This is a genomic window from Pseudomonas sp. LBUM1656 (assembly GCF_059716065.1).
Genome location: NZ_CP166800.1, coordinates 1,103,513 through 1,115,992, shown reverse-complemented (window position 1 = coordinate 1,115,992; position 12,480 = coordinate 1,103,513). Strand labels below are relative to the sequence as shown.

8 protein-coding genes are annotated in these 12,480 nt (G+C 59.1%); 7 read left to right on the top strand and 1 reads right to left on the bottom strand.

What is annotated here, in order from left to right; all coding sequences use genetic code 11:
• The first annotated feature begins 4 nt into the window (after nt 1-4).
• From algG to ACA072_RS04810, 7 genes are all read left to right on the top strand, one after another.
• Nucleotides 5-1,594, top strand: a complete 1,590-nt coding sequence (gene algG, locus ACA072_RS04840) for a mannuronan 5-epimerase AlgG (RefSeq protein ID WP_497623425.1) — start codon at nt 5-7, stop codon at nt 1,592-1,594.
• Nucleotides 1,595-1,604: 10 nt separating this feature from the next.
• Nucleotides 1,605-3,053, top strand: a complete 1,449-nt coding sequence (locus ACA072_RS04835; protein ID WP_497623424.1) for an alginate O-acetyltransferase — start codon at nt 1,605-1,607, stop codon at nt 3,051-3,053.
• Between the two features lie 7 nt (nt 3,054-3,060).
• A complete protein-coding gene (locus ACA072_RS04830) occupies nt 3,061-4,182 on the top strand; it encodes a mannuronate-specific alginate lyase (RefSeq protein WP_497623423.1) in 1,122 nt (373 codons plus the stop codon).
• Nucleotides 4,183-4,394: 212 nt separating this feature from the next.
• A complete protein-coding gene (locus ACA072_RS04825; protein ID WP_462025585.1) occupies nt 4,395-5,960 on the top strand; it encodes an MBOAT family O-acyltransferase in 1,566 nt (521 codons plus the stop codon).
• Between the two features lie 11 nt (nt 5,961-5,971).
• Nucleotides 5,972-7,147, top strand: coding sequence for an alginate O-acetyltransferase (locus ACA072_RS04820; protein WP_145306902.1), 1,176 nt, complete (start codon nt 5,972-5,974; stop codon nt 7,145-7,147).
• 17 nt (nt 7,148-7,164) lie between these two features.
• Nucleotides 7,165-7,818 carry an alginate O-acetyltransferase AlgF gene (locus ACA072_RS04815; protein WP_042932354.1) on the top strand — a complete coding sequence of 218 codons (654 nt, stop codon included), beginning with the start codon at nt 7,165-7,167 and terminating at the stop codon, nt 7,816-7,818.
• Between the two features lie 213 nt (nt 7,819-8,031).
• Complete coding sequence (locus ACA072_RS04810; RefSeq protein ID WP_497623422.1) at nt 8,032-9,483, top strand: mannose-1-phosphate guanylyltransferase/mannose-6-phosphate isomerase; 1,452 nt, start codon at nt 8,032-8,034, stop codon at nt 9,481-9,483.
• Nucleotides 9,484-9,567: 84 nt separating this feature from the next.
• Here ACA072_RS04810 and ACA072_RS04805 read toward each other — a convergent pair whose 3' ends face one another.
• The gene (locus tag ACA072_RS04805; protein ID WP_497623421.1) at nt 9,568-12,447 is read right to left on the bottom strand and encodes an RHS repeat domain-containing protein; all 2,880 of its coding nucleotides are present in this window, start codon (nt 12,445-12,447) and stop codon (nt 9,568-9,570) included.
• Nucleotides 12,448-12,480 lie beyond the last annotated feature (33 nt).

Sequence of the window (12,480 nt, the reverse complement as noted above, 5' to 3'; positions counted from 1 at the left end):
TGACATGAACAGTCCGAAGAGAGGCTCGTTGACCTTGCTGGCCGGCGCGATGCTGCTGGCCAGCTCAGCGGCCTTCGCCACGGCGGAGCCGGCAGCGCCCGTGCAGAAAGAGCAGCCGGCGACCATCGCCAAGGGCTTGCAACAGGCCAAGACCTACACCGTCAGCAGCGCGCCGACCGAGCCGCTGGAACTGGCTGCGCCGAAACTGCCGGACACTTCCGGGTACACCGCCGAAGCCATCGCCGCGAAAATCGTGCGCACCAAGGCCGGCAAGATCAGCGTGCGCCGGATGATGCAGGAAGACGCCTTGAAGGATTTCATCGGCGGCGACAACAAGATGGCCGAGTGGGTGGTGCGTCAGCACGGCATCCCGCAGGCGATCTTCGTCGACGACGGCTACATGAACCTCAAGGACCTGGCCAAGAAAGTACCCAAGCAGTACTTCAGCGAAACCTCGCCGGGCGTGTTCCTGGCGAAGTTGCCGATCGTGGTCGGCAAGAACGGCATCCTCGAAATCGACAAGCAAACCCAGGAATTGCGCCTGTCCCAAGAGGCCGGTTCGTTCCTGGTCAACGACGGTCAGTTGTTTGTGCGCGATACCAAGATCACTGGCTGGCGCGAGAAGGAAAACGGCCCGGCGACGTTCAAGTCCCCGAAGGAATTCCGTCCGTTCCTGCTGGCCTGGGGCGGCACCCAGACCTACATCGCCAACAGCAAGATGGCCAGTTTCGGCTACGCCAACAGTAAGTCTTACGGCGTGAGTATTTCCCAGTACACGCCGAACATGGCCAAGGTGCTCAAGCGTCCTGAACCGACTGGCTGGATCATCGGCTCCGAGTTCTCGGACATGTGGTACGGCTTCTATTGCTACGAAACCCGCGACTTCGTGGTCAAGGGCAACACCTACAAAGACAACATCGTCTATGGCATTGACCCGCATGACCGTTCCCACGGTCTGATCATCGCCGACAACAACGTTTTCGGGACCAAGAAGAAGCACGGGATCATCATTTCCCGTGAGGTCAACGACAGCTTCATCTTCAACAACCGCAGCTACGACAACAAGTTATCGGGCCTGGTCATCGACCGTAACAGCGTCAACAACCTGATCGCCTACAACGAGATCTACAAGAACCACACGGACGGCATCACCCTCTACGAGAGTGGCGACAACCTGCTGTGGGCCAACAAGGTGATCAGCAACCGTCGCCACGGCATTCGTATTCGTAACAGCGTGAACATTCGCCTCTACGAAAACCTCGCCATGGCCAACGGCCTGACCGGCGTCTACGGCCACATCAAGGACCTGAGCGACACCGACCGGGACATCAAGCTCGACCCGTTCGACGCCCAGGTGTCGCTGATCATCGTCGGCGGCGAACTGGCCGGTAACGGCAGCGGACCGCTGTCCATCGACTCGCCTCTGAGCGTCGAGCTGTATCGCGTGTCCATGCTCGCCCCGACCAAATCCAGTGGCATCAGCTTCAACGGGATTCTTGGCGAGCGCCAGGATGAAATTCTCGACCTGCTGGTGCGCCAGCAGAAAGCCGTGCTGATCGACCCTGTCGAACGCCAGACCGAAATGCAGGACTGAGGATAATTTTATGCACCCACACTTGATCAAATTACTCAGCCTGTCGGCCCTGACCGCCGGCATTCTCGCGGCCAGCGCCGGCGTCCGGGCCGATGAAGTCAAGGCGCCCAGCTTCAGTGCCGAACCGTGCTGCAACCTGTGCCCAGAAGCCCACGACGCGAAGAACTACACCACGCGTTATCAGCAGAACTTCACCACGCTGGTGCAGGCTCAGGGCGACTGGCTGTTCCGTACGCAGGAAGACTTGCGTACCGAATTCGACACCACGCCCGCTGGCTACAAACGCATGAAAGAGCTGCACGATGCGTTCAAGAGCAAAGGCGTGGAACTCGTTGTTGTTTATCAACCCACTCGTGGCCTGGTGAACCGCAACAAGCTGAATCCGGAAGACAAAGCCAAATTCGATTTCGACAAGGCCCTGAAGAACTACAAGACCATGCTCGGGCGTTTCGCCGCCATGGGTTATGTGGTTCCGGACCTGTCGCCGCTGACCAACGAATCGCTGCCCGACACCCTGCCGGCGCACGACTTCTACTTCCGCGGCGACCAACACTGGACACCGTATGGCGCCCAGCGCACGGCGAAAATCGTCGGCGAGAAAATCAAGCAATTGCCTGAGTTCGCGGACATTCCGAAGCGCGAATTCGAGAGCCATAAGTCGGGTCGCATGGGCAAGACCGGAACATTACACAACATGGCCGGTCAACTCTGTGGCACCAGCTACGCGATCCAGTACATGGATCAGTTCACCACAGAGCCAAAGGGCGAAGCCGCCGACGGCGACCTGTTCAGTGACTCCGGCAATCCAGAGATCACCCTGGTCGGCACCAGCCACAGTGGCAAGAACTACAACTTCGCCGGTTTCCTCGAAGAGGCCATCGGCGCCGACATCCTCAACGTAGCGTTCCCCGGCGGTGGCCTGGAAGGTTCGATGCTGCAGTACCTGGGCAGCGAAGAGTTCCAGACCAAGCCGCCGAAGATTCTGATCTGGGAATTCTCGCCGCTCTATCGCCTCGACCAGGAAACCATCTACCGCCAGATGATGGCGCTGCTGGACAACGGTTGCGAAGGAAAGGATGCACAGTTGACCGGCAGCAAAACATTGAAACCGGGCAAGAACGAATTAATGGTCAACAGCAACAACCTGAACCTGCAAAACGGCAGTCACCAGGTTGACATCCAGTTCGCCGATGCGTCGGTGAAAGTCCTGCAAGCCACCCTCTGGTACATGAACGGTCGCCACGAGGACATCAAAATCGAAAAACCGGAAACTTCCGACACCGACGGGCGTTTCGCCTTTGAGTTGCGTACGGACGAAGACTGGGCCTCGCAGAATCTGCTGGCCGTCGAAATCCAGGGCCCTGAAGCAGGTGCCACGCCACAGAAAGTCGAAGCGAAAATCTGCAAACGCAACGTGTTCTCTGGTCCTGGGCAGCGTACCGCTCAGGCCGGGCAATGAGGCAATTATGCAAACCCGAACTTTGAAAAAGTTACTCGCACCATCACTGCTGACGCTGGCCATGTTTGCCGGCGCCACCCAGGCCGCCGCACCACTGCGTCCGCCACAGGGTTACTTCGCGCCGATTGAAAAAGTCAAAACCGGCGACAAGAGCGAAGGCTGTGATGCCATGCCGACGCCATACACCGGCTCGCTGCAATTTCGCAGCAAGTACGAAGGCTCCGACAAGGCCCGTTCGACCCTGAACGAAGCCTCGGAAAAAGCCTTCCGCGATACCACTGCAGACATCACCAAGATTGAGCGCGGCACCAGCAAGCGCGTGATGCAGTACATGCGTGACGGTCGTCCGGAACAACTGGAATGCACCCTGAATTGGCTGACCGCGTGGGCCAAGGCCGATGCGTTGATGTCCAAGGACTTCAACCACACCGGCAAGTCCATGCGCAAATGGGCGTTGGGCAGCATGGCGTCGTCCTACATTCGCCTGAAGTTCTCCGACTCGCATCCGCTGGCGAACCATCAGCAAGAGTCGCAGTTGATTGAAGCCTGGTTCAGCAAAATGGCGGATCAGGTGGTCAGCGATTGGGACAACCTGCCGCTGGAAAAAACCAACAACCACTCGTACTGGTCCGCCTGGTCGGTGATGGCAACGTCCATCGCCACCAACCGTCGCGACCTGTTCGACTGGGCGGTGAAGGAATACAAAGTCGGCGCCAATCAGATTGACGCCCAGGGTTTCCTGCCTAACGAGCTGAAGCGCGAGCAACGCGCCCTCGCCTATCACAACTATGCACTGCCGCCGCTGTCGATGATCGCCAGCTTTGCGCTGGTCAACGGTGTGGATCTGCGTCAGGAAAACAACGGCGCGCTGAAACGCCTGGGTGATCGAGTGCTCGCGGGTGTCGAAGACCCGGAAGAATTCGAGAAAAAGAACGGCAAGGAACAGGACATGACCGACCTCAAGGTCGATTCGAAATTCGCCTGGCTCGAACCGTTCTGCACGCTCTACACCTGCTCGCCGGATGTGCTCGAGAAAAAACACGAGATGCAGCCGTTCAAGACCTTCCGCCTCGGGGGTGACCTGACCAAGGTCTACGACCCGGCCAGCGAGAAAGGCAAAGGTTCTTAGGGCCAACACATAACCCCTGTGGGAGCGGGCTTGCTCGCGAAAGCGGTGTGTCAGTCGACATCATCGGTGAATGTCAGACCGCATTCGCGAGCAAGCCCGCTCCCACAAGGGTCAGTGCAAGATTTGAGTTGAGTGATATTCCCCCGGTTTTCGGTGGGGGGTTTGGGGGGGCCGTTGGCCCTTGACTGTTGGTTAAACATGGAGAGACCGGGATGGTATTTTCATCCAACGTGTTCCTGTTTTTGTTCTTGCCGATCTTTCTCGGCATGTATTACTTAAGCGGAATACGCTATCGCAACCTGCTGCTGCTGCTCGCCAGCTACGTGTTCTATGCCTGGTGGCGTGTGGACTTCCTTGCGCTGTTCGCAGCCGTCACGCTGTGGAACTACTGGATCGGCCTCAAAGTCGGTGCCGCAGGCGTTCGGACCAAACCGGCACAGCGCTGGTTGCTCCTGGGCGTAGGCGTCGACCTGTGCATCCTCGGCTACTTCAAGTACGCCAACTTCGGCGTCGACAGCATCAACGCGATGATGACTTCGGTCGGTCTGTCGCCGTTTATCCTGACTCACGTGCTGTTGCCGATCGGGATCTCGTTCTACATCTTCGAGTCCATCAGCTACATCATCGACGTCTACCGGGGTGATACCCCGGCGACCCGCAACCTGATCGACTTTGCCGCGTTCGTGGCGATCTTCCCGCACTTGATCGCCGGCCCGGTGCTGCGTTTTCGCGACCTCGCCGACCAGTTCAACAACCGCACCCACACCCTCGACAAGTTCTCCGAAGGTGCCACGCGGTTCATGCAGGGTTTCATCAAGAAGGTCTTCATCGCCGACACCCTCGCGGTGGTGGCCGACCATTGCTTCGCCTTGCAAAACCCGACCACGGGCGATGCCTGGCTCGGCGCCCTCGCCTACACCGCGCAGTTGTACTTCGACTTCTCCGGCTACAGCGACATGGCCATCGGCCTGGGCTTGATGATGGGTTTCCGCTTCATGGAAAACTTCAAGCAGCCATACATCAGCCAGTCGATCACCGAGTTCTGGCGTCGCTGGCACATCAGTCTGTCGACCTGGTTGCGTGACTATCTGTACATCACGCTGGGCGGTAACCGCAAAGGCACGTTGATGACCTATCGCAACCTGTTCCTGACCATGTTGCTCGGTGGTCTGTGGCACGGCGCGAACATCACGTACGTCATCTGGGGCGCCTGGCACGGCATGTGGCTGGCGATCGAAAAGGCCCTGGGCCTGAACACCTCGCCACGCAGCATCAACCCGATCCGCTGGGCGCTGACCTTCCTGCTCGTGGTCATGGGCTGGGTGATCTTCCGCTCGGAAAACCTGCACGTCGCCGGTCGCATGTACGGCGCAATGTTCAGCTTCGGCGAATGGTCGCTGTCGGAACTCAACGCGGCCAGCCTCACCGGCCTGCAAGTGGCGACCCTGGTGGTGGCTTACATGACCCTGGCGTTCTTCGGCATCCGCGATTTCTACAGCAATCTGCCGCCTGAGAAGACCAAGCCTGTGGTCAACGTCGAGGCCGATGGCCCGGCCGCCGCTCAGCCTGGAATGATCAAAGCCGTACCGGGCGACAACCCGGCCAGCATCCACGAGCCTGGTTACACCGTCGGCGTTGAAGCCACCGTGCAACCGGCCTACTGGACGGCGGACTGGTCCCGCTACGTGATGCGCACGCTGGTTCTGGTGCTGTTCATCGCCTCGATTTTCAAACTCTCGGCGCAAAGCTTCTCGCCGTTCCTTTACTTCCAGTTCTGAGGGATCTGACCATGACCCGCTCATTACGTATCTTCTACATCGCCCTGTTCATGGTGACCCTGCTGGTGCTGGGCCTGTGGTCGACACGCAGCTTCTTCGGCTTCAGCACCAACGCCGATGCGACGGTGCTCAATGGCCGCTGGGCCAAAGCCGTGGAAACACACTACGACGACGAGTTCCCGATCAAGCGCCTGGGCACCAACCTTTGGGCCGCGCTGGATTTCAAACTGTTCAACGAAGGTCGTCCGGGCGTGGTGCTCGGTCGCGATCAATGGTTGTACAGCGATGAAGAATTCAACCCGATCGTCAACGAAGAACTGAACCTGCAAGGCAACTACGCCCTCGTAGAAGGCGTGCGTCAGGAACTCAAGGCGAAAGGCGTAAAACTGGTGATGGCGATCGTGCCGGCCAAGACTCGCCTGTACCCGGAACACCTGGGCGCAGTGAAGCCTTCGAGCATTCACGCCAACCTCTATGAAGACTTCCACGCTCGTGTGGCGGCCAACAAGATCATCGCGCCCGACCTGTTCGGCCCGATGCTCAAAGCCAAGCTGGATGGTCAGCAAGTGTTCTTGCGCACCGACACCCACTGGACCCCGGAAGGCGCACAAATCGCCGCCGAGACTTTGGCCAAAACCATTGCCGAGAAAACCCCGCTCAGCGGCGAGCCGCAACGCTTCGTCACCGAACCTGCGGAGAAGGTCACGCACAAGGGCGACCTGCGGTTGTTCCTGCCGCTGGACCCGCTGTTCGAGAACCTGATGCCGAAGACCGAACCGTTGCAAAAGCGCAACACCGTGGTCGCGCAAGACCAGCCTGCCGGTGATGACGCGCTGTTCGCCAACACTGAAGTGCCGGTGGCCCTGATCGGCACCAGCTACAGCGCCAACCCGAACTGGAACTTCGTCGGTGCGCTGAAACAAGCGCTGAACAGCGACGTGGTCAATTACGCCGAAGACGGCCACGGCCCGATTCTGCCGATGCTCAGCTACCTGAAAAGCGATGCTTTCAAGAACAGCCCGCCACAGGTGCTGATCTGGGAGTTTCCTGAACGTTATCTGCCTGTGAACAACGAAATCGGCGACGCCGACCCGCAGTGGGTCGCAGAGCTCAAAGAAGCTGGTGCTCGCCAACAAAACGTAGCCGCAAACACTAAATCCGAGACGCCCGACCGGGCGCAAAACTGAAAGAGAGAGGTACTACCATGACTTTCACTACTACTCCTCGCCGTCTCGCCAAGACCTTCGCACTCGTTGCAGGCATGAGCGTGTTGTCGATGTCCGCCTTCGCTGGCGACGCCGCACTTTATGGCCCGACTGCACCAAAAGGTTCGAGCTTCGTACGTGTCTACAACGCCGGTAACGCTGAAGTCAGCGCCACCGTCGGCAGCACCAACCTGGCCGAAGTCGCGCCGCTGTCCAGCACCGATTTCAGCTTCATGCCGGGCGGCGACTACAGCGCCAAGGTCGGCAGCCAGACCCTGCCGGTGAAACTGGCCGGCGACCACTATTACACCCTGGTCAACAACGCCAGCGGCGCGCCGCAACTGATCGAAGAGCCGCCATTCAAGAACAAGCAGAAATCCCTGGTTCGCGTACAGAACCTCAGCGACAAGGCCCTGACCCTGAAAACCGCTGACGGCAAGACCGAAGTGGTTCCGTCCGTAGCGGCCAAGGGCCGTGGCGAGCGTGAAATCAACCCGGTCAAAGTCAGCCTGGCCCTGTATGACGGCGCCACCAAAGTCGGCGACGTGAAGCCGGTTGCCCTGGAACGCGGTGAAGCCGCCGTGCTGTACGTCACCGGTAAAGGCAGCAGCCTGTCGCCAGTCTGGGTAAAACGCCCGGTTTCGACGCGCTAATCAATTTTCCTGACTGACCCCGCCCCTGTGGGAGCGGGCTTGCTCGCGAAAGCGGTCTGACATTCAACAACGATGTCGACTGATACACCGCCTTCGCGAGCAAGCCCGCTCCCACAGTGGACCGAGGCGTCCAGTCGGGCTACGGAATAAGAACAAGAGTGAAACGACAGAACGCAGTAGCTCTGACCCATACGATTTTCAAGGAGTAACAACATGATTCCGGTGATCTTGTCAGGTGGTAGCGGCTCACGTCTTTGGCCGCTTTCCCGTAAGCAGTTCCCTAAACAGTTCCTCGCCCTGACCGGCGAACACACGCTGTTCCAGCAAACCCTGGAACGCCTGGTGTTTGAAGGCATGGACACCCCGATCGTGGTCTGCAACAAAGACCACCGCTTCATCGTCAACGAGCAGTTGACCAACCGTAAACTGGAAACCCAGCGCATCCTGATGGAACCGTTCGGCCGCAACACTGCGCCGGCCGTGGCCCTGACCGCGATGATGCTGGTCAACGAAGGTCGTGACGAGTTGATGCTGGTGCTGCCGGCCGATCACGTACTGGAAGACCAGAAAGCCCTGCAACGCGCCCTGGCCCTGGCCACCGTCGCTGCCGAAAACGGCGAAATGGTGCTGTTCGGCGTCCCGGCCACCAAACCGGAAACCGGCTACGGCTACATCAAGTCGACCAATGACTCGCTGCTGCCGGAAGGCGTCAGCCGCGTCTCGCACTTCGTCGAAAAACCGGATGTGAAACGCGCCACCGAGTTCGTCCAGTCCGGCGGTTACTTCTGGAACAGCGGCATGTTCCTGTTCCGCGCCAGCCGTTTCCTGGAAGAGCTGAAAAAGCACGATCCGGACATCTACGACACCTGCCTGCTGACGCTTGAGCGCAGCGAACAGGATGCCGACACCGTCACCATCGACGAAGCCACGTTCGCCTGCTGCCCGGACAATTCCATCGATTACTCGGTGATGGAAAAAACCCAGCGCGCCTGCGTCGTACCGCTGACCGCCGGCTGGAGCGATGTCGGTTGCTGGGCGTCGCTGTGGGAAGTGAATGACAAAGACGTCAACGGTAACGTCACCAAAGGCGACGTGGTCATCCAGGACAGCAAAAACTGCATGATCCACGGCAACGGCAAACTGGTGTCGGTGATCGGCCTGGAAAACATCGTGGTCGTCGAAACCAAGGACGCCATGATGATCGCCCACAAGGACTCGGTCCAAGGCGTGAAACAGATGGTCAACACCCTCAACGAGCAGGGCCGCACTGAAACCCAGAACCACTGCGAAGTCTATCGTCCGTGGGGCTCGTACGACTCGGTGGACATGGGCGGCCGTTTCCAGGTCAAGCACATCTCGGTCAAACCGGGCGCGTGCCTGTCGCTGCAAATGCACCACCACCGCGCCGAACACTGGATCGTGGTCAGCGGCACCGCCGAAGTGACCTGCGACGACAACGTGTTCCTGCTCTGCGAAAACCAGTCGACCTACATTCCGATCGCTTCGGTTCACCGTCTGCGCAACCCGGGCAAGATTCCACTCGAGATCATCGAAGTGCAATCGGGCAGCTACCTGGGCGAAGACGATATCGAGCGGTTTGAAGATATCTACGGTCGCTCCACCCCGATCGAGCGTGGCGTATCGGTGAAAACCATCGCGCAGTAAGCGTTCAGTAAAACCAGAAGCCCCCGTCCAGTCCGCTGCGTTTTCCCTATCCGCAGCGGGTTGGGCGGGGGCTTTTTGCTGGTATCAGCCCTGTGACACCTGCCGAACCGGAGCTGAACGGGACCTTCCACTTAACGATTGCCGTCTACCGGCATAAGGCTTGGGCGCGACAAGCCCGATCAAATCCTGGTTTCTATTCAATTGCTGAACCACCTCCCCCGTTTGCGAGGAGAGTTCGGCAATATCCTCAAAGGCTTTCGGGTCCGAACTGCCGGAGCCGGCGAACTCGGTTTTGATTGCCTGCATCCGGAACTCCAACATGTCGATCACCGCCGGCGTATCGTCGTAAACCTCGCTGAGCGATGCGGCGTTCAGTCCCTGTGACGCCTTGTAAAACTCCAGGCCTGTCTTGATCAGACCTGGCGCTTCCGATCCCAGCTGACTGCCGACCTCATCGACAACTTTATCAACCACTGCTTTGTGGAACTTTTTCCTCAGTTTTGTTCGCCCATCGCTTGTCCGCGGGTCTAGCGCCGACAGCTCCAATTTTACCAGTCTGGAATTGGGTATTTTTTTCGGTTCGACGCGCTCAATGAATGACTTGGGGTTCATTTCGTTACCCTTGAAGCTGATCGGGCGATCCAGCCGATAGGTGCTCACCGCTTTGGAAATCATAGCCTTCGCGGCCTTCGTGCCGATTGCCGCCCCAGCCTTACTTCCCCATGCGCCGGTCGCAGGGCCTGCCAGCCCACCAATGGCACCGCCCGCTGCGGCCCCCGCCGCCGCACCGGCCGAACTGACAGCGCTGCTGGCAAGCTGGGTAATCACACGCCTGCCCAACGCCTTAAAACGATGCTGCGCATAGACGTGATTGAGTAGCGAATTCTTGAAATCAGACGCGCCACCTCCCACCGATTTCAACAAGGCACCCTGTTTGTCCAGGCCTTCGTTCAGCGGCGAGGTTCCGATCAATTCGCCGCCGTCGCTGTCGACGTAAGTCATGGGAGAATTTCCCACCATCTGATACAGGTTGGGCCCATCAATGAAGCCTTTGGGGTCAGGATTGAGCCACCGGAACAACCACGGTACGTAGTAGCGCAATCCATAGTAATAAAGCCCCGTCGCATCCCGCTCCTTGCCCGAATAACGAATGGTTTTATAGTCGCTGTCTACCACGTCCGGCCCGGCGTACCACGCGGTTTCGCCGTAGGGGTAAAAGACTTCCTGGCTGATGATCTGTGCGTCGTCTGCCAGTTCCACGGTGCAGGAGCTCAGGTGATCAACCAGGGTGTAGCGGTACTGATCGTTGACCCCGGACGGTGGAACGCTTTCCCAATGCAGCACCCGCACGGAGTTGAGCCCGGCTTGAGCGGTGATGACCTGCAGCACCTCTCCGGTGCCGTTGTCGGTACGAAGTTCCAGCCCCGGCAAGTAACGCACTTCGGCCGTGACGGTTCGGGCATTGGTTTGCAACAAGCGGATTTTGCGCACCCGCTGGCCAGCGCCATCGTAGAGATAACGTTCACAGTCATTGCGTCCGGAATCGCGCTCTACCGGGCAGACCGAGTGCAATTGATTACGCAAATCCCAGGTCAGAAAGCGCCCCGGATCCAGTTCCAGCAAATTGCCGTTGGCATCGAATGCGGCGGCGATGTCTGCTTCGGTCGGCGGCACGCCGTTGCGCCAGGGCAGGCAGCGATTGCTGTAACGCGCGGCGGTCAGTTCACGGCCCGGGTTTTGTGCGCCGACATGCGTCAGCTTCAGCAGGTTGCCGCCTTCGTCATAGCGGTAGGTCTGATGGTAATTGCTGACCGCCGCCGGATCAGCACGACCGACTGAGTCCGGCCCTTGGGTGGGACTGCCCGCCTCCCAGCCCAACGCCTGGATCAATTGATAAAGGCTGTCGTAGATAAAAAGACTGAGCGGATCAATACGCTGGTTGTTGAAGAAACGCACTGGCAGCGCCTTGTCTTCGATGCTCAAGACATTGCCCATTCGGTCATAGAGGTAGAACAAATGTTGTAGCAATCCGACGCCTTCACCGTAGGCCCGTCGCTCCATCAGCCGACCATCCTCGGGCTCATACGTGAGCGTTGTCTGAACGCCGTTACCCGCCACTTCCCGCAGGGTCTGCCCGTCGGCGTTGTACTCGATCTCGCTGACCAGTGTTTGCCAAGTGGTTTTGCCGGCTAGCATCAAGGCGCTTTGGCGCAGCCGGCCATCCACGGTGAAGGCGTAAGTCTGGCGATTCTGCCGGGCATCGACCGTTTCCAGCACATCACCCAACGGCCCGTAACGCCACGTCGAGACGGCACCCTCGCCCGGTTCCAGCAGTGTTTGCCGATCGACTATCGGTTCCGGCCAATCCGGCGCAACGGCTTGCCGGGTGAAGTGCTGAACGTGCCTGATGCATTGGCCGGTGATCGCAAACGCCTCAAACAGCACGGTTCCGCCGGGGCCATCCTGGCGAATCAATTGGCCGCACTGGTTACGATCGCGGTAAACCGGGTCGGCCCCACCATATTCCATACGTTCGGCACATTGGGAGGGTTGCGTGGCGACCTGCTCAAACACCGTCACGGGACGAAGCAGGTCGTCGTAGCGAATCTCGCGTCGGGTACCGCGACTGTCCCAGCTCTGCCGCACTTCACTGGCCAAACCGAAAAGACTGATCTGTGAGCCGGCATCGACACTGACCGTGCGGACGGGATCACCGGGCAACGAATGCACGGTCATGAGATTGGCCGGGGCCGAGGGGTCGTCCTTTTGCAACGCCCACAGCCGCGGATCCCACTGCTTGATCGCGAAACCTGCGATATCGTGGAGAGTGCGGTTGATGCGCGCCTGAGCCGGGGCACCTTCGATCTCACGCCAATAATCAACCGAACGAACCGGCAACCCTCGCGGATCGACGACGGACAATCGGGGTGTTTTGTGGTGCATTCCCGTCGTCGATGCCTGCATGCCGGTTTGTCCTTGTTTACCTGCGGTTATCTA

Bases quoted from the DNA above. Each gene is read 5' to 3' on its own strand.
- algG (WP_497623425.1), top strand. From the start codon at position 5: ATGAACAGTCCGAAGAGAGGCTCGTTGACCTTGCTGGCCGGCGCGATG.
- ACA072_RS04835 (WP_497623424.1), top strand. From the start codon at position 1,605: ATGCACCCACACTTGATCAAATTACTCAGCCTGTCGGCCCTGACCGCC.
- ACA072_RS04830 (WP_497623423.1), top strand. From the start codon at position 3,061: ATGCAAACCCGAACTTTGAAAAAGTTACTCGCACCATCACTGCTGACG.
- ACA072_RS04825 (WP_462025585.1), top strand. From the start codon at position 4,395: ATGGTATTTTCATCCAACGTGTTCCTGTTTTTGTTCTTGCCGATCTTT.
- ACA072_RS04820 (WP_145306902.1), top strand. From the start codon at position 5,972: ATGACCCGCTCATTACGTATCTTCTACATCGCCCTGTTCATGGTGACC.
- ACA072_RS04815 (WP_042932354.1), top strand. From the start codon at position 7,165: ATGACTTTCACTACTACTCCTCGCCGTCTCGCCAAGACCTTCGCACTC.
- ACA072_RS04810 (WP_497623422.1), top strand. From the start codon at position 8,032: ATGATTCCGGTGATCTTGTCAGGTGGTAGCGGCTCACGTCTTTGGCCG.
- ACA072_RS04805 (WP_497623421.1), bottom strand. From the start codon at position 12,447: ATGCAGGCATCGACGACGGGAATGCACCACAAAACACCCCGATTGTCC.